We start from the raw sequence: 18,375 nt of genomic DNA on the forward strand, positions 1-18,375 counted from the left end.
TCGTGCATCGCGGAACCGGCGAAGCAACTTCGAGTCAGTTTACAAATGTCGATTGACGTAACATGTACTATGACGGTAACGTGGGTCACACGTGAGAAGGCGCCCGATGTAGTACTCGAGACCGGCCTCTTTCCCGGCCGAGTTACCGGACTGCTGGAAAGCCTCTCCGGCGCAATCAATTACGACGTACCAGGTTTGGTCCAACGGGCGAAGGAGCTCGCATGAAACTCGAGGGCAAGGTCGTACTCATCACCGGCGCAGGTTCCGGTCTCGGTCGACAGGCATCCCAGCTGTTCGCTTCCGAGGGAGCGAAGATCGCCGTGGTCGACATCGATCCCGAGCGTGCCAAGGGCACAGTCGAACTGGTGGAACAGCAGGGTGGAACCGCTGTCGCCATCACCGCCGACGTGAGCAAGGAACAGCAGGTCGTGGACGCGGTGGCCACCACCGTCGACCTGTACGGCAAGCTCGACGTCGCGTGGGCGAACGCGGGCGTCGTGTCCCGCGGTGGCGTCCCGTCCGTCGCCGGCGGTGAGCAGGTCGATTTCCAGGACCTCACCGACGCCGACTGGCAGCACGTCCTCGGAGTGAACCTGAGCGGCGTCGTCTACACCGCGAAGGCAGCGGTGCCCGCACTCCGGGCGAACGGCGGCGGAAGCATTCTCGCCACCTCCTCGGCGGCATCGTTTGCGGCCTACCACAGCATTGCGCTCTACTCGGCGACGAAGGCCGGCGTCAACGGCTTCGTCCGCGGACTGAGCCTCGATCTCGGCAAGTACGGCATCCGGGTCAACGCAATTGCACCCACGCACGGCATGTCGCCGAACTTCCTTGCCCCGGCGGGTACTCCGGTCGTCGGACAGTCGTACGAGGAGATCGCGGGACCGTGGGATCCGGGTGTGTCTCCCATTCCCCTCAAGCTCAACCGTCCGCCGTCACTCCTGGACAACGCGCGCGCTGCGCTGTTCCTCGTCTCGGACGACGCCGCCTACATCACGGGCCTGACGCTGCCGGCCACCGACGGCGGCACCCTCTCCCGCGTCGCGATGATGTTCCCTGAAGACGAGCCGACGCCCACGCTCGACAACGCCAATTGAGCAGAGGCACTGCGGCTTTTCGAAAGGAGGGACTCGAACCATGTCCGATACTCGACAACAGGCACGACAACTCGTCGTGGATACCTCGGCGTGTGCCGGTCACGGACTGTGTTACTCCACGTCCCCACAGCTGATCGAGTGTGACGACCAGGGATATCCCGTTGTCCTGAGAAACCTTCTGTCCGACGACGATGTGGCTGCCGCGGAGGCTGCGGCGATCGTCTGCCCCGAGCGTGCGCTGACCATCGAATCCCGCTGAGGGACTTCATTCCGAGGAATATTATGACAACTACCGAACAGGCACTACCCGAAGATCTCGTCGTGGACTTCGACATCTACGACCAAACCCTCGCCCAGCCCGTCGACAACGTCCAGCAGCGGGTCGCCGAACTGGCATCCAAGGGCCCGGTTGTGTACTCCACCACGCATGGAGGGCATTGGATCGTCACCCGCTACAAGGAGATCCACGAAGTGCTCCGTGATCCGGAGACCTTCTCGAGCTACCCCAACAACCTTGTCACCGGACCGGGAGGCATGGGCAAGTTCATTCCCATCGAGCTCGACCCGCCGGAGCACACCGGATATCGCCTCGCGATGCAGCCGCTCTTCAGCCCGAATCGAATGAAGGCGCTGACGGAGCAGATCCGTACCCTGATCAACGAATTGATCGACGATTTCGCGGGCAAGGGTGAGACCGAGTTCATTTCGGCGTTCGCCCACGAGCTGCCCACCCGCGTCTTCCTGGCGCTCATGGACTGGCCCCTCGAAGACGCTCCGGTGTTCACCGACGCGACCGACACCGTCCTCATGGGCAAGCCCGGCCTGAGCGCGGAAGAGAACCAGCAGGCGCAGGTCGCCGCCGGGTTCGAGATGTTCGGCTACTTCCACAAGATGGTTCAGGAACGCCGCGAGAATCCCGGGGACGACATCACCTCGACCCTCATCCACACCGAGGTCGAACTCGAAGACGGCAAGCGGCTGCTGACCGACGAAGAGCTCTACCGCATGTTCTTCCTCCTGCTGATTGCAGGTCTGCACACGGTGCAGGGGTCGCTCGCCTGGTCGATCATCCACCTGGTGAACAACCCGGCCCAGCGCCAGGCGCTCATCGAGGACGAGTCGCTGATTCCGAGTGCTGTGGAGGAGATCCTGCGGATCGAGGCCGCCGTGATTCCCGGCCGTTGCGCGACGCGCGACGTCGAACTCGGTGGCGTGCAGATCAAGAAGGGGGATCAGCTGATCCTCACGCTGTGCTCTGCGAACCGCGATCCCGACGAATTCGACGACGCGGGCGACCTGCAACTCGACCGCCATCCGAACCGGCACCTGTCGTTCGGCTCGGGTCCGCACCGCTGCCTGGGTTCCCACCTCGCACGCATCGAACTGTCGCTTGCGCTGGAAGAGATCCATCGGCGTATCCCGGACTACGACCTGGTCGCGGAGGACCCGCCGGTTCTGCACGCGAGCCAGGTGCGTGGTTGCATGCGCCTGCCGATCAAGTTCACCCCGACGGCCTGAGAAATCCCCGCTCGCCGAACGCCGACCCACCGACCGGTGGCTCGCCGCCGGCGAGCGGGGTGGGGTAACTTCTCTACTGTTGCCGGTGTTCGTGCATGAAGAGGCTCGCGAGGAGGGTGCGTGGCGCGACGTCAAGGTGTCCTCAGCGACGATGCCGAGGTTGCCCGTTCACAGATTCTCTCGGCGGCAGAAGCTGTGATCGGGCGTTTCGGGGTCGCCAAGACGACGATCGACGATGTTGCGAAGGAAACTGGCGTATCGCGCCCCACGATCTATCGCTACTTCCGCGATCGCGATACCCTGATAACCGCCATGATCGAAGCCCGCTCGCGGAGGCTCTTCGAGCAGACCCGCGAATATATCGGCGGTCGAACCACATTCGGTGAACAGGTCGTCGACGGGCTGCTGTATCTCGTCGACAAGGGCCGTCGCGACCCCGCCATCCGGTTGATCGTCAGTCCCGAGCACCTCCACGGCGCGAAAGCGCTCGCGGAAAGTTCGAGTCTTGCCTCCCGGCTGACGTACGAGATGTGGGCTCCGCTGATCGTCGCCGCCCGTGAGCGTGGCGAAATCCGCGAGGGCCTGACCGATGAGGAGATCTGCAATTGGATCACCCTCGTCGAATTGATTCTCGTGGGCCGGATGGATTTCGGGGGTCCGGAGTCGCCGGAGAATCGTCGGCTGCTCACCAATTTGCTCCTGCCGGGCATTGTTTCCGCTTCGGCAGTGGAGTCGTAGCAGCTAGGCCACCTGTTTCGAATTCTCGTCATGATTGCCCGTGGGTGGTGTCATTCGCGGGCATTTTGTGAAACAAAATACGAAATTTGTAGCTTGTCCCTGTGCCTCTGTCCCAGCGAGGATCCGCGAAGAGCGGGCTCCGCCGGATATCGACAGAGATCGAGAACGCGGGGATTTGTCTTTCGCTCCGAGAGGTGATCTGCCATGTCCGTGGATCCATCGTCATTGGTCGTCGTGGTGGCGACTGCTGTCAATGCAGTCGTGCTCGGGGTCGATCTGCCGTCCGAGGCCGACCAACACGTATCGGCCTTCACCCGATCGGTCGAACAAGGTGCGGTACAACTCGATGCCGACATCGACGCCGCAATCGCGGCACTGCCCGAGGTTGTTCGGGAGCCTGTGGAACGCCGTGTCGCCGACACGACGGATCGGGTCGCCGCGGAGATCGAGGTGCACCTTCCCGAAGGGTTCTCCACCGCAACGGATGCCGACCCGAAATCCGGCACGGCAGGCGCAGTGGACAGCGCGCCCGTCGTGGCGGGGCCCGCCGGCGGTCCGAGTCCGTGGGGGATCGGTATGCCGATGTCGGCGGGGGCGACCGCCGGTCCGACGGGTGGTTCTACGCTGCCCCAGGTTTCGGCGATCCTGCCGGGCACGTCGTTGGCTCCGATCGGGGCGGTTGCGGTCTTCGCTCCGTGGTTGAAGAAAGCAGGGGAGGTGTGCGACGGGATCACCGCACCGGTGCTCGCCGCGCTCTACTCGGTCGAGAACGGATTCCGCTACGGACCGACCGCGCCTGTGTCGCCGGCGGGTGCTCGTGGCCCCGGCCAGTTCATGCTCGGTACGTGGGACGCTTATGGCAAGGATGCGGACGGAGATGGGAAGGCGGACGTTCTCGGCATCGCCGACCCGGTCATGGCGTCCGGTAATCTGCTGTGCGACAGCTGGTCCCAGATCGAGAAGTGGAAGCAGGATGGTCGGGTCGAGGGGGACACCCTCGCTCTGACGCTGGCTGCGTACAACGCCGGACTCGGAGCCCTCCTGAGATCCGGTGGCATGCCCTCGGGCTTGCCCGACTACGAGAACCAGACGAAACCGTATGTCGCAAAGATCCTGTCTGCGCGTCCGGTCTTCGAGCGCATGCTGTCGCCGTTCATTGCACTCGCCCTCTCTGTGGGTGACGCGGGACAGCGGGTGATCGACGAAGCATCCCGCTACCTCGGATTGCCGTACGTGTGGGGCGGTGGAAGCATCCACGGGCCCTCTGGAGGTGGCTTCGACTGCTCCGGCCTCACCTCGTTCGCGATGCACGCCGCTGCCGGAATAGCGTTGCCGCGCACATCCGAAATGCAATGGCGCATCGGAACCGAGATTCCCATGAGCGAGGCGCTGCCTGGCGACCTCGTCTTCGGGAACTGGCAGGCCGGCGGACCAGGCCACGTCGGAATCTACATCGGTGGTGGGCAGATGGTCCACGCGCCGACTACTGGTGACGTCGTGCGCGTCGGTGACGTCTTCGCCGACATGCGAGCGCGTCGGATCGCCTGAATCGTCTTTTTCGAACTTAAGGAGCATTCAACGATGGCCCACGTGGTGACACAGCCGTGCTGTAACGACGCCGCGTGCGTTGCGGTCTGTCCGGTGGATTGCATCCATCCCACACCGGCGGAGCGGACCCACGCTCGCACCGAGATGCTCTACATCGATCCGGCGAAATGTATCGATTGCGGTGCGTGCGTGGACGAATGTCCGGTGGATGCGATCGTGCCACCGGAGGACGTCACGCCCGAAATGCGGCCGTTCATCGAGATCAACGCGGCGTACTACGCGGACAACCCGGAGCCCTCGCCGCTGCCCGATCCCGAGCCCGTTGCGGTCACCTCCGATGCGGGCGTCCTGAGAGTGGCGATCGTGGGCAGTGGTCCGTCGGCCTGCTACCTTGCCGACGCGCTCACGTCACAGCGTGGACTCGAGGTGGAGGTGTCGATCATCGAAAAGCTACCTTTTCCAGGAGGGCTCGTGCGTTTCGGCGTCGCGCCAGATCACGTGGGCACCAAGAAGGTGGCGTTGGCATTCACACGAACGATGGGTCGCAAGAATGTCGACGTGTACCTCAATGTCGAGGTCGGGCAGCACGTGACCCACGAGGATCTGCTCCGCCATCACCACGCGGTGGTGTACGCGTCGGGGGCGAGTGGGGACCGAGCCATGCAGGTGCCCGGAGAGGACCTGCCCGGCAGTGTCTCCGCGCGGGAATTCGTCGCGTGGTACAACGGCCACCCCGACCAGGCGAATCGTCGATTCGATCTGTCATGTGAGCGCGCGGTGGTGGTGGGGAACGGAAACGTCGCGCTCGATGTTGCCCGCATTTTGACCTCCGATGTGTCCCGGTTGATGGGCACCGACATCGCCGCACACGCCCTCGAGGCGCTCGCGGCAAGTCGAATTCGCGAGGTAGTTGTCTTGGGACGGCGGGTTTCGGCAGATGCGGCCTTCAGCACACCCGAACTCCTCGGGCTCGGAGAACTGCCCGGCGTCGACGTGACGGCATCCGGTGTGAATCCACACGGCGCGGAACATTCTGCACTCGAGCGGATTCGCGCCGACATCGTGGACCGATACGCCGCGACGCAGGCCTTACCGGGGCGTCGTCGTATCCACCTGCAGTTCCTGCGCTCACCCGTGGAAGTGCTCGGCGCGGACCGCGTCGAAGGCGTGCGCGTCGCGGTGAACGCCGCCGACGATGGGGGAGTGAGATCCACGGGCGAATTCGAGGAACTCGACGCGGGGCTCGTGCTCCGGTCGATCGGATTCCGGTGCGTACCGATTCCGGGTCTGCCGTTCGACGACGATCGAGGATTGATTCCCCACCACGCGGGTGCTGTGATCGACCCCAGCTCGGAAATGCCTGTCGTCGGGGTCTACACCGCAGGGTGGCTCAAACGGGGCCCTAGCGGCGTTATCGGATCCAACAAGACGTGTTCGGCGGAAACTGCGGCGTCGATTGTCTCGGACTTTGCCGCCGGACGGCTCACTAGCCCACCCGGCGACCGGCGAGCCTTCGTCGAGTTCGTGGGTTGCTGCCGACCGGAGTGGCTCGATCTGCCGGCGTGGCGCCGTATCGACGCGCACGAGCGGAGTGTCGGGAGATCGGCCGGTCGCCCGTGGGTGAAGCTGGTCGATGCCCGAGACATGGTGTCGATCGGGCTGGGTGAACAGGCCACCGTCCGCGCGTAACGGTGGTTCGTCGCATCCCGATATGTCCGATCGGCGTGTCTTCGTCCGATTCTGTTGTCGTTCGCTCGAATTCAACAGGTGCAGCACCCGTGGCCGACGATTGACAAATTTCGTACTTTGCATCACAGTTATCTACTGTAGGGACTTTGGTCACAGCAGGTCCCGCCTCCCGGTCCTTGCACATTCGAGGCCGGACAAGTCCAAAATAGTGTCAACGCATGATGATCCGCCGATAGCCGCCGTCGACGGCACACCGCGACGAGGGCGACGGACTGAAGGGAAACCGATGGGTGCCGAGGTCTCGGTCGCAGGATTGACGAAGTCGTTCGGTTCGCAACGTATCTGGAAGGACGTGACGCTGACTCTTCCAGCAGGAGAAGTCAGTGCACTTCTCGGACCCTCCGGCACCGGCAAGTCGGTGTTCCTCAAATCGCTCATCGGGCTACTGCGACCGGAGGAAGGTTCCATCGTCATCGATGGCACCGACATCATGCAGTGCTCGAGCAAGGAACTCTACGAGATCCGCAAACTGTTCGGCGTGCTGTTCCAGGACGGCGCGCTGTTCGGCTCCATGAACCTGTACGACAACGTTGCCTTCCCCCTGCGCGAGCACACCAAGAAGTCCGAGTCCGAGATTCGCCGAGTCGTGATGAGCAAGCTCGAGCTCGTCGGCCTGCTCGGTGCCGAGGACAAGTTGCCGGGCGAGATCTCCGGCGGTATGCGCAAGCGCGCCGGCCTCGCCCGTGCTCTCGTGCTCGATCCCGAGATCATCCTCGTCGACGAACCGGACTCAGGATTGGATCCTGTTCGCACCACCTATATTTCGCAGACCTTGATCGACATCAACGCGGAGATCGACGCGACGGTCCTGATCGTGTCGCACAACATCAACCTGGCGCGGACGGTGCCGGACAACATCGGCATGTTGTTCCGCCGCGAATTGGTCATGTTCGGTCCCCGCGAGGTGCTGCTCACCTCGGATGAGCCGGTGGTCAAGCAGTTCCTCAACGGCACAACGATCGGTCCCATCGGCATGTCCGAGGAAAAGGACGAGGCGCAGATGGCCCACGAGCAGGCGCTCGTGGATGCCGGTCACCACGCCGGCGGTGTCGACGAAGTCGAGGGCATCGTCCCGCAGATGAAGGCGACGCCCGGCATGCCGGAGCGGCAGGCTGTTGCCCGCAGGCAGAACCGGGTACGGACAATCCTTCACACGCTTCCGGAAGCTGCACGACGTGCGATCAGCGACAGCCTCGACTCCGAACAGCACGACTACCGGTATTCCGGCTCCGACGCACCGACCGAGCTGATCCCGGTGGTGTCGCGGTAGTTCCGCGGCCCCCCGCGGCCGGCACCGGTTGCTTCGTGGCGGCCCGCCATCCTCTCCGGATGACGGACGACGAGAAAGGTACTGACGAGTGAGAACCCAGAGCTGTACGACACTTTCCTCGCACTACGAGGTGGTCGAACGATGAGCACCCAGATGACACTTTCGCCCGAAGGGATGGCTGCCGCGCCTGCCGGAGTGGCGGCGTTGCCGTCGCGACGCGGCAAGGCCATGATGGCCGGAATTGGACGCTACCTCACCGAGAGGCCGGCCGCCTCGCTGGCGACGATCGGACGCTCGGCGCGCCTGGGCGGAAATGTTCTGCGCTACTGCGTCACCGACACACTCGCGATGAGACTGCCCGTCCGGGAAGTGATCGAGCAGATGTGGATCCTCCTCAAAGTGACCGCACTGCCGGCGCTTCTGATGGCGGTCCCGATCGGCGCAGAAGTATCGGTGCAGGTCGGCGGAATCATGAACCAGGTCGGCGCCAACTCTCTTGCGGGCGCAGCGAGCGGTCTCGGCGTAGTCGGTCAGGGCGCGCCCATGGCCGCCGGGTTGCTCATGAGCGGCGCCGCCGCGTCGGCCATCGCGTCCGACCTCGGTGCCCGGTCCATCCGAGAGGAGATCGAGGCGATCCGCGTGATGGGAATCGACCCGGTCCAGCGTCTCGTCGTGCCACGCTTCATTGCGATGCTCGCGATCGCACCGATGCTGTGCATCATCATCATTGCGGCCGGTGTGTCTGCCGGCCTGATCATCTCGGCCAATGTCAATGACGTCGTACCCGGAAGCTTCTGGCAGTCGTTCGGCGCTTTCGCGACACCCACGGACCTGGTGTTTTCGGTGCTCAAGTCCGTGATCTTCGCGGCAATGGTGGTGCTCATCGCCGGGCTGCGCGGACTCGAGGCGAAGGGCGGGCCTACGGGTGTCGCCAATGCGGTCAACGCATCGGTCGTACTCAGCGTCTTCAGCATCTTCGTGGCGAATCTTCTGGTGAGCCAGCTGCAGATGATGTTCTTCCCGGCGAGGTTGGCGTGATGCCCGTGAAGATCGTCAGCAAGTTCCGGGGTACGGTCGAGGAGATCGGCCAGGTGGTGCTCTTCACCGCGAAGACGATCTACCTGCTTCCCAAAACCATCAAGCATTACCGGAAGCAAACCCTCACCACCATGAACAACATGGCCTGGGGAAACGGCTCGCTCGTCGTCGACGGTGGCGTGATCAGCCTGATGTTCTTCCTCGGAATCGCCGTCGGAGCCGTCGTGGCGATCCAGGCCTTCATGGCCTTCGATCTCCTCGGCTTCGGTGCCCTGACCGGAATCATCGGCTCGTTCGGCAACGTGCGGGTGATCGCACCGATCATCACCGGGATCGGGTTCGCCGCGCAGGCCGGCTGCAGAATGACCGCCGAGATCGGATCCATGCGGATTTCCGAAGAGATCGACGCAACCGAATCGATTGGTCTGCAAGCGATTCCGTTCGTCGTTGGCCCACGACTGATCGGCAGTATGCTCGTCGTTCTGCCCGGATACCTGATGGCCCTTGTCGTTGCCTTCTTCACCGGTGGGCTCGTGGTGAAGAACTTCCACAGTCAACCGAGTGGAACATACGACCACTATTTTGCGCAGTTCCTGAACATGCCGGATCTCGTGGCATCCGTCGGGAAGGCGCTGATCTTCTGCGCCGTCGTCACGATGATCCATTGCTACTACGGGTACTTCGCGTCGGGCGGCCCGGCCGGTGTCGGATCGGCGTCGGGACGCGCAATTCGCGCGAGCCTGGTGGCCATCGTCGTTCTGAATTTCGTTATGACGGTGATCATCTGGGGCCTTAGTCCGGAACTGGTCTTCAAGGGATGAGGAAATAGCCATGTCGAGAAGCCAGGACTTCCTGCGCGGAACAGCTGCAGATCAGTCCCGGAGACTGGCCACCACCGGTATCGCGGCGATCGCGCTCCTGGGGGTGGCTGCAGTAGGGGCGGTGACGGCGTATCCGAAGCTGACCGCACCGAAGGGAATCGAGGTGGCGGTGGACGTTGCCTACGTCGGTCCCGGTGTGTCCGAGGGGACCAAGGTGGTGCTGCACGGACAGTCCGTCGGTCACGTGACCGCACTCGAGCGAACGGAATCCGAATGGGTGCAGATGCATATGGTGCTCGATGAGGGCCAGATCGACGGGCTCACGGACGAGTTCCAACTCGATTTTCGCCCCGAAAACTATTTCGGGACTTCTGCGGTGAACATCCTTGCGCGACCCGGAGGGGCGCCGCTCGAGTCCGGCATGCAGCTGGTACGCGAACCCGAAGGCGACTTCACGATGTCGACGATGATCGAACAGGGTTCGCTGACAATCGACGGCACCCTCACCGACAGCATGATCACGTCTCTGGACAAGTCCGTTCACTACCTCGACGGCCTCACACCCTGGATCGACACGGGTCTGCTGGTGGCCGATCGCATTGCGGAGACACAACAGGAGCTCCCCAGCATCCAGATCGGGTACTTCAACGACATCCTCGAAGCGATGCCAGGTTTCAGCGACCAGGCCATCCAATCGCTCATGCACATCTATGACAGCAACTACAACAGGCTTCCCGACGGATCGATCGGAGTCGACGATGCCGTATTCGACGAGGCCGATGCGGGACTCACGCTTGCCGCGAACCAGCTGTTCGGGCAGGCGGGTGCCTTGCTGGCCTCGCACGGCGCTGAACTGACACCTCTGATCAGTGCGGTCGTCGAAGCATCCGACGTGATTCCGCATCTCGTCAACGAGGGTATGAACCCCGCAGCGGTCCGGGATATCGTCCGCCGGCTCGACTCGGCGTTCGTGGAAACAGAGGATGGACAGCGTCTCCGATTGCGTGTGCTGGTCGACGGATTGCCCGCGTTCACGGCCCCGCTCGGTCTCGGTGCAGCTCCGGTAGTGGATGGGGACGGGAAATGACCACACGCGCGACCTACATCGCAACGATCATCAAACTCCTGGTCGCGGCCGGTGTTTCGGCAATGCTGTTCATGCTCGTCCTCAGCGCGATGCGCAGCCCGGTGGATGGGCCCACCCATACCTATACGGCGGAGTTCACCGACGTGTCAGGTCTCGGCTCCAACGGCGACATCCGCACGCGCGGCGTACGCATCGGCAAGGTCGAATCCATCGATCTGCACCGCCGCGACGGCGACACGATCGCCGAGGTGCGCTTCACGATGGAAGACCCGTACCGGCTCACCGATGCCACGACCCTCTCCGTGAAATACCAGAACCTGACCGGCGTGCGCTACATCGATGCCGATTTCGGGGAGCAGCCCGGGGCGCCGGTCGACCATGTCGGCCTCGACAACACTCGACCGTCCTTCGACATCACGGAACTGTTCAACGGGCTGCAGCCCGTCCTGGCAACGATGAGCACCGAGGACATCAACCGCTTCAGCGAGAATGCGATCGCACTGCTGCAGGGCGACGGAGGAGGGCTCGAGCCCATGATGGACGACGCCCAGAAGCTTGCCGACCTCGCAACCGACCGGGAGCAGGTGATCTCGACACTCGCGGACAATCTGGCACGAATTTCGGACAGCATGGGGGGTCGCTCCGACGGCGTCGTGGAATTCCTTCGATCCGTGAGCTTTCCGATCGCCAAGGCGATGACGGTTCTGGACGAGTTTCCGAAAACCGCGTCATACGGACCCCAATTTCTCACCCCGATCAAGCGTCTTCTCGATACCTTCGGGCTACAGCCCGGCATGAATGTCGACGAGATGGTGGCTTCCGCCTTCGCCTCGCTCGAAGAGGCCGCCGAGGCCATCCGGCTCCTGCCTCCCGCCGTTGCGGGATTACAGGTTCCGGCGAGCGCACCCACCGGTGCGGGAGCGGGAAGCACGCACGGTCTTGCCCAGTTGCCGACCGATGTCCAGGTTCTTCTGAACGGGAGTGAGGTCGTCATATGCAGCGCATCGTGACAGCGAAGAAGCGCACGCGCGGCTCGGGCCGTGTGGTGTCGTGGCTGAACACCGACACCCGGATCGGCGCGTGCGTCGCCGTAACGGCCGTCCTGGCCCTCGTCGCGACGGCAGTGCTCTACATGAATCCGCCCGGGCGCAGGACAGTGGCGTTCGAGGCCACCGATGTCTCGGCGATCTCCGTCGGGCAGGACGTACGGGTTGCCGGCGTGTCGGTCGGCAAGGTGTCGAACATGGAACTCGGCAACTCCGCGGTCCGCGTCACCATGGAGGTCGAGGACGACATGGTCATCGGCACCGAGTCGCGGGTCGAGGTCCGGATGCTCACCCCGGTCGGCGGCTACGCCGTGACACTTGTTCCGCTCGGCGAGACCCCGGTGGGCGATTCGGTGATCCCCGCAGGTCAGGTGACGGTGCCGTACTCGATCGGTGACGTCCTGCAGGCGGCACCGACCGTCACCGACAACGTCGACGGCACGGACATCGATGCCAACCTCGCACAGGTCGCACAGGCGTTGCAGAACAACCCCGGGTCGGTCGAGTCGGTGATCTCCGGCATGAATGCAGTGGCTCGGGTCATGGACCACCAGCGCGCGCAGGTCCACACCGTCGCGAGCCTCGCGTCGGAGTACCTGACCACCTTCAACGCCAGTCGTGACATGGTGTTCCACCTGATCCGTGAGATCGACATCGTCTTCCAGACCTACAACACCACCCACGCGGGCTTCAATGAGGCTTACCGCCTACTCGGCCACGTGTTGATGACTGTGGCTCCCTACGAGGAGTACTACCTCGACCACCGGGAGGAAGTAGCCGCGGGAATCGGTCAGGTACGCGGAATGATCGAGGAATTCAACGCAACCATGGGTCCCTCGATCGACGCCCTCACCGCTACCCGGGACCAACTCGCGAACTGGCTGACTCCCGAGGGCGTGGCCGAGATCGGTGGCGGCACCCTCATGGCATCGGACATCTGTATTCCGGTCGCGGGGCGCCAATGCTGACCACGCCGGCGATACCCACAAGAACTGCAGTGTTGACATGAACGGCGGGCTGTTTGTGAAGAAAACGAAGACGTTGGCAATCATCGCGCTGACCGTCACCGCGCTTGCATGCTCATGCGGTGTCGGGGTCACGGGCGCACAATCGATCGACGGCGGTGTGCAATCCGGGAGGTTCTGCGCCGAGATGCCCGACGGTGTCGGCCTGTACCCCGGAAACCCCGTCACGCAGATGGGATTTTCGGTGGGACGCGTCGATTCCGTCGTGAACAAGGGCGGACATGTCGAGGTCGTATTCACCACCGACGGGGGGCGCATCTTCCCGGCGGATGTGAAGGCGGTGACGCGATCGAAGTCGATACTTGCGGATCGCAGCCTCGAACTCGTGGGGAACTACCAGTCCGGTCCGAAGCTCGAACCGGCGTCCTGCATCCCGTTGAAGAACGGTCACACTCCGAAAACCATCTCCGAGGTGGTCGGGTCAGCAGCAGATTTCATCGAGGCCCTGTCCCCCGAAGGAGGGGACGAGACCATCCAGATGGCAGTGTCCGGCTTGAACCAGGCACTGCGCGGGCAGGGTGAGAATGCCCGGACGATGATGCTGCATGCCGCGAACGCCACGGAGAACCCCGACCGGTTCGTCGCGGACATCGGTTCCTCGATCGAGAACATGGCTCCCCTGACCGACGAGGCGCTCACCGAGTGGGCGGCGATCAAGAGCATCGTCGATGTGATGCCGGATGTGGTCAACGCCGGCATCGACTTGTGGCCCGGCACCATCGACGTGTGCGTAGGTATCGGCTGGCTCGTCGCTCTACTCGACGACATCCAGGGCAATTACGGAGACGAGATCTGGCCGTTCGTGCACGGTCCCGCCACCGACGCCATAGCTCTGGCCGCCGGAAGGTCCGCCGACATCAGCAGCCTCGTTTCCTCGGTCCCTGCGATGTCGGGGGCCGTGGACCAGCAGACCACCGACGCCGCTGCACTGACCGCACAGTTCGCGCCGCCCCAGGTAACGCTGAGCGAAGCCGATGCGTCGAGGCTCTGTGCGCTGTTGGAAGGCCTGAGCCCCGGCAGCTGCAAGCACGCAGGATCGGGTACTCAGGTCTCGCCTGAAGGCCTGATGGGTCTGCTCGGCTCGAACGGAGCGACGCGATGACATCGACAACGATCGGACGCACGCTTCGAGCGGTGACGGCGCTGGCACTGGTCCTCCTCGCGTCGGCGTGCTCACTGCGTCCTGAAGACCTGCCGTCAGTGCGCGGTGGTATCGGAGACGGGTACGAAATCTCCATCGCGTTCGACAGCGTGATGAATCTTCCCGCCGGCGCGGACGTGATCATGGATGGTGTGCGTGTCGGTGAGGTGCGCGGCGTCGACGTCCTCGAAGACAGCGTTGCCGTACTCGCCGGAATCCGATCCGACACAAGGGTTCCGGCCGGTGTCAGAGCGATCGTCCGCCAGAACACACTGCTCGGTGACACCTACGTCGCCCTCCTGCGAGACCCCCAGGCTGCGGCAGGGGAGTACCTGGGAGAAGGGGCGACCATACCGCAGGATCGCACGACGTCACCGCCGCAGCTCGAGGACACCATGGCGGTGTTGGCCACGTTCGTGAACGGGGGCAGCATCCGCCGCATCGAGGATGTCATGGCCCGGGTCAACACGGTCATGCCGGCCGTACCCGACATCGAGCGTCTCGCATCAGTCGTGTCCGTCGACCTGCACGACCTCGGTGGACGCACCGCGGAGATCGACCGCATGCTCGGCGGATTGAATACGACCGCAGTCACGTTGAACGACAATGCGGATTCTCTCGCGACTATCTTCGACCCGTCGACCGTGCACTACTGGCGGCGACTCGCCGTGGACGTCGTCTCGCACATCGGGCAGATCCTCCCGTCCGTGGGAAGCCTGTACGAGGGCGGCCTCTGGCTGATCCCGATGTTCGAATCGCTGGCCGATACGGCCGAGGTCTCCAGCGGTGCGCTCTCGTCGGGTGTGGAACTGTCCAATTTCCTTCGGACAACGTTGATTCCGTTTGCGCAGCACCCCTCCGTCGATGTTGTGTCGGTGGAATCGGCGGACGGCGAGCAACTCGTATCCGATGTCGAAGACATCCTGCGAATGTTGGGAGCTGTGAAGTGATTCGGCGAACTGCCTTTTCGGTCACCGGCATGGTGGTGATCGCTGTCCTGTCCTTCGTCTACATGATCCAGTCCGGGCTCCGGACCGGTTTCATGGAGGACGTGTACACTGCGCGGGTCGAAGTGCCCGACACCAATGGGCTGGTGGTGGGGTCACGCGTACTGATGCGGGGCATCGAAATCGGGGAAGTCACCGACATCACCGCGTCGGCTGACGGCATCGATGTGGCGTGGAAATACGATCGCGACAAGCCCATTGCAGTCGACAGCACGATACGGCTGGATAACCTGTCGGCGCTCGGCGAACCGTTCCTCGCGGTGTCGTCCCGGTCCGGGTCCGGACCGTATCTCGAGGACGCCGCGGTCGTGCCGTCCTCCCAGGTGATTGTGCCGACCACATTCGAGGAGCTCTCGGAGAGACTGACCGGCCTCCTCACCCAGGTCGACCCGGAAGGCGTCCGCGAGATCTTCAATACACTCGATGTCGCGCTTCCCGACGATCCGCGGGTACACGGGAACCTCTCGAGGGCGGGCGAGCTCATGGCAGCCACGCTCACCCAGAACTCCGACAATTTCACCACTCTGCTTCGAACAGTGCAGCCCCTTCTGCTCGACAGTGGATCCATCCCCGACGGGTTGCGCGCCACCGAACCGCGCGTCGCCGAGTTCGGGAGCGGGTTCACCGATTTGCTCGCGGGTATCCGCTTCGCCTCCGATCGTGGTCCGCTCAATGCAGGCATCAAGTTCGGTGCCAGCCCGTTCATCGGAGAGCTGCAGAAGTTCCTGGACGCGACGGCCGCGGATCTCGAGGTCATCGGCGTCAACCTGCTGCCGGCGGTGTCGGAAGCCTCGAACAGCATCCGCGCGATGGACATCGGCACCCTGCTGAACAAGGTCCTCGCCTCGACCGAATCCGGAGACGCCCTCACTCTTAACCTGGAGACACCTGGAAACTGACCACTTCCCGCCAACACCCACTGCGATCTACGACGACGAGGATCACCATGAACACGACACTCACGAAAGCCAACTCGCTGGACGAGCAGCACGACATCGGCAACTCGAACAGCAATAAGCGGCGCTGGACCACACCGCGGGCCGTAGTCGGCGCCGTCGGTGTAGGGCTCGTCGCCGCTCTCGGAATCGTGGGCTGGCAATGGGCCGACGCGAACAGCGAACTCGATGCGCATCTCGCCGACGCGGCAGCGCGCGAGCAGGCAGAACAGGTCGCACTCGACTATGCGGTCGGTGCTGCCGAGATGGACTTCCGGGATCTCGATGCGTGGAGGAACAGACTCGTCTCAGGCACCACTCCCGCACTGAAGGAACGTCTCTCGAAGGCTGCGACGTCGATGGAACAGATCATCGTTCCGCTGCAATGGGCCTCGACGGCGGTTCCCATCACCGCAAAGGCCACAGCCGGTCCCGACGGAACCTACACTGTGGACTGTTTCGTGAGTGTGCAAACCACGAACGCTCAGGCCCCCGAGGGAATCCAGTCCACCGCGACGTATCGGCTCAGCATGGACAGCGACGACGAGTGGGCGATCACTGAGATCAGTGGTGTCGGAGCGGACGCTTTGCCCGACGGAGGTCGGTGAGTCTTTCGAGTTCTGGACCCGGACTTCAGTTCCATCGACAACCTTCCCGACGCTCGAGGACGGTCCCCAGATGATTGCTCCAGCGGGCCCACTCGTCAACGTCCTGGAACAGGAAGCGAGGAAGTGCCCGTCCGCCCAGTTGGCGTTGATGTCACCGGAATTCAACGGGAGAGAGTCCTTCACCCCGCGCCTCGCGGCACCGCGGCGCGGCCGCTACGCAAGGTTGTAGCGGGGCTACATGGTGTTTGTGGATGTGAAGAAGGTCGGGCGTATTCTGCACGGCAGTGGTTGGCGTGCCCACAGCAAGCTGCCGTGCTACGCAGTGGTACTGCACCGGCGAGTTCATCGACTCAGCGGTGCAGTACCAGCGTGGCCTTGGAAATGCCAAGCCTGCCTGCTTCGATCAGGATCGGGAGGTCCAGTTAATTCAACACCAGCGGAACGGAATCGAGCCCGAGCTGTGAACCGGTCTCCTTCGGAGAGGCGCCTTCTGCGAGACGGTAGTTCGGAATCCGCTTGTGCCACTCCTCCAGTGCGATCTTGAGTTCGCGCCGAGCGAGGTGGGAACCGAGACAGCGATGTGGTCCGGCGCCGAAGCCGATGTGGTTGTTCGGGGTTCGGTCGATCTTGACGGTCGTGGCGTCGTCGAATGCAGTCTCGTCGCGAGTAGCTGAATTCAAGGGCAGTGAGACCATCTCACCGGCGCGAATCGGGCATCCTGCGATCTCGGTGTCCTTTGTGGCCTGTCGTGCGGGGATCACGATGGCATAGGCGCGGATGAATTCTTCGATCGCGGTGGGAATGAGGTCCGGGTCGTCGACGAGGCGCTGCCGGTCGTCGGGATTCTCCGCCAGATGATGGAAGATCAGCCCCAGCGTGGCGGAGACGGTGTCCATACCCGCCATGAACATGAGCAGGCAGAACGAGTTCATGTCCGCTTGGGTGACGGGCTTGCCGTCGATCTCGAATGTCAGCGCCTGGCTGATGAGGTCGTCCTGGGGGTTCTTCCGGCGTTCGTCGATGATCGTCCCGAAGTACGTGATCACGGCGTTCATCGCCGCGAGCTTCCGAACCCCCACTTCCTCGCCCACACCGGTGGTATGGAGAATTTCGTGCTCCCAAATCATCAATTTGTCGAGGTCCTCGACGGGGAGTCCCATCAGCTCGAGAAAGATCGAGGTCGGGTACTGGAACGCGAAATCTTCCATGAAATCGCAGTTGTCCCGGCCGGCGATAGCCTCGATGAGATCGATCGCGCGTCCGCGCACCTTTTCCTCGAGGCGCTCCATGGCCTTCGGCGAGAACAACGGCCCGAGCTGCTTGCGCCACTGAAGATGCTCGTTTCCGTCGAGCATCTCGGGAATCCACTTGTACGTCGGATCAGGATCGAACACCGTCACTGCCCTGCTCGAGAATGTCTCGGGGTCTTGGTAGACGGAAAGAATGTCGTCGTACCCGGTCACGATGTAATGCGGATTACCGAACGTGTTTTGCACGATGGGTGCCTCGTCGCGGAGTCTGTCGTATTCCGCGATCCATTCCCCGGCCGGGCGTGGCTCGAAGGGATTGAGGCTGTGGACCGGGCAGGTGCTGGTGGGTTCGAGGGTGCTCATGGGTTTCCTTAGCCTGAATCCGTGGAAGATCTTGGTGGCCGCGTCGGCGTGTGAATGAGGAAAGTGCCTTCTGAGCTGGGATGATCAGGGTCGTTGAAGTCCAGATTATCCGCCGCATCAGAAAGCACTTTCAG

Annotated in this window: 18 protein-coding genes; 17 read left to right on the top strand and 1 reads right to left on the bottom strand. The window is 63.1% G+C overall.

The annotated features are described in order from the left end of the window. The first annotated feature begins 221 nt into the window (after positions 1-221). From WAW17_RS29155 to WAW17_RS29235, 17 genes are all read left to right on the top strand, one after another. The gene (locus WAW17_RS29155) at positions 222-1,097 is read left to right on the top strand and encodes an SDR family NAD(P)-dependent oxidoreductase (protein WP_422336334.1); all 876 of its coding nucleotides are present in this window, start codon (positions 222-224) and stop codon (positions 1,095-1,097) included. Between the two features lie 40 nt (positions 1,098-1,137). Continuing rightward, complete coding sequence (locus tag WAW17_RS29160) at positions 1,138-1,356, top strand: ferredoxin (protein WP_422336335.1); 219 nt, start codon at positions 1,138-1,140, stop codon at positions 1,354-1,356. A 23-nt stretch (positions 1,357-1,379) separates the two neighbouring features. Next, positions 1,380-2,615 (top strand): cytochrome P450, encoded by a 1,236-nt coding sequence (locus WAW17_RS29165; RefSeq protein ID WP_422336336.1) that lies wholly within the window; start codon positions 1,380-1,382, stop codon positions 2,613-2,615. A gap of 120 nt (positions 2,616-2,735) precedes the next feature. Beyond that, entirely contained in the window at positions 2,736-3,353 is a 618-nt protein-coding gene (locus WAW17_RS29170; protein ID WP_422336337.1) for a TetR/AcrR family transcriptional regulator, read from the top strand. Positions 3,354-3,557: 204 nt separating this feature from the next. Then, positions 3,558-4,901, top strand: a complete 1,344-nt coding sequence (locus WAW17_RS29175) for an NlpC/P60 family protein (protein WP_422336338.1) — start codon at positions 3,558-3,560, stop codon at positions 4,899-4,901. 33 nt (positions 4,902-4,934) lie between these two features. After that, a complete protein-coding gene (locus tag WAW17_RS29180) occupies positions 4,935-6,590 on the top strand; it encodes an FAD-dependent oxidoreductase (RefSeq protein ID WP_422336339.1) in 1,656 nt (551 codons plus the stop codon). Positions 6,591-6,876: 286 nt separating this feature from the next. Further along, complete coding sequence (locus WAW17_RS29185; protein WP_422336340.1) at positions 6,877-7,920, top strand: ABC transporter ATP-binding protein; 1,044 nt, start codon at positions 6,877-6,879, stop codon at positions 7,918-7,920. Positions 7,921-8,148: 228 nt separating this feature from the next. Continuing rightward, positions 8,149-8,958: an MlaE family ABC transporter permease gene (locus WAW17_RS29190; protein ID WP_422336351.1), complete on the top strand. Its 810-nt coding sequence runs from the start codon at positions 8,149-8,151 to the stop codon at positions 8,956-8,958. Next, positions 8,958-9,779, top strand: coding sequence for an MlaE family ABC transporter permease (locus WAW17_RS29195; RefSeq protein WP_422336341.1), 822 nt, complete (start codon positions 8,958-8,960; stop codon positions 9,777-9,779). The genes WAW17_RS29190 and WAW17_RS29195 overlap by 1 nt, the downstream gene beginning before the upstream one ends. Positions 9,780-9,789: 10 nt before the next feature. After that, positions 9,790-10,866 carry an Mce family protein gene (locus tag WAW17_RS29200; protein ID WP_422336342.1) on the top strand — a complete coding sequence of 359 codons (1,077 nt, stop codon included), beginning with the start codon at positions 9,790-9,792 and terminating at the stop codon, positions 10,864-10,866. After that, complete coding sequence (locus tag WAW17_RS29205; RefSeq protein WP_422336343.1) at positions 10,863-11,876, top strand: MlaD family protein; 1,014 nt, start codon at positions 10,863-10,865, stop codon at positions 11,874-11,876. Before WAW17_RS29200 ends, WAW17_RS29205 begins: the two co-directional genes overlap by 4 nt. Next, complete coding sequence (locus tag WAW17_RS29210) at positions 11,873-12,880, top strand: MlaD family protein (protein ID WP_422336344.1); 1,008 nt, start codon at positions 11,873-11,875, stop codon at positions 12,878-12,880. Before WAW17_RS29205 ends, WAW17_RS29210 begins: the two co-directional genes overlap by 4 nt. 37 nt (positions 12,881-12,917) lie before the next feature. Next, entirely contained in the window at positions 12,918-14,039 is a 1,122-nt protein-coding gene (locus WAW17_RS29215; RefSeq protein WP_422336345.1) for an MlaD family protein, read from the top strand. Continuing rightward, positions 14,036-15,028, top strand: coding sequence for an MlaD family protein (locus tag WAW17_RS29220; RefSeq protein ID WP_422336346.1), 993 nt, complete (start codon positions 14,036-14,038; stop codon positions 15,026-15,028). The genes WAW17_RS29215 and WAW17_RS29220 overlap by 4 nt, the downstream gene beginning before the upstream one ends. Next, positions 15,025-15,984, top strand: a complete 960-nt coding sequence (locus WAW17_RS29225) for an MlaD family protein (protein ID WP_422336347.1) — start codon at positions 15,025-15,027, stop codon at positions 15,982-15,984. The genes WAW17_RS29220 and WAW17_RS29225 overlap by 4 nt, the downstream gene beginning before the upstream one ends. Before the next feature lie 47 nt (positions 15,985-16,031). Then, on the top strand, positions 16,032-16,628 hold the full coding sequence (locus WAW17_RS29230; RefSeq protein WP_422336348.1) for a hypothetical protein: 597 nt from the start codon (positions 16,032-16,034) through the stop codon (positions 16,626-16,628). A gap of 70 nt (positions 16,629-16,698) precedes the next feature. After that, positions 16,699-16,857 (top strand): hypothetical protein, encoded by a 159-nt coding sequence (locus WAW17_RS29235; protein WP_422336349.1) that lies wholly within the window; start codon positions 16,699-16,701, stop codon positions 16,855-16,857. A gap of 193 nt (positions 16,858-17,050) precedes the next feature. Here WAW17_RS29235 and WAW17_RS29240 read toward each other — a convergent pair whose 3' ends face one another. Beyond that, entirely contained in the window at positions 17,051-18,241 is a 1,191-nt protein-coding gene (locus WAW17_RS29240) for a cytochrome P450 (RefSeq protein WP_422336350.1), read from the bottom strand. Positions 18,242-18,375 lie beyond the last annotated feature (134 nt).

Source organism: Rhodococcus sp. (in: high G+C Gram-positive bacteria), from assembly GCF_049286785.1.
Classification (GTDB): domain Bacteria; phylum Actinomycetota; class Actinomycetes; order Mycobacteriales; family Mycobacteriaceae; genus Rhodococcus_F.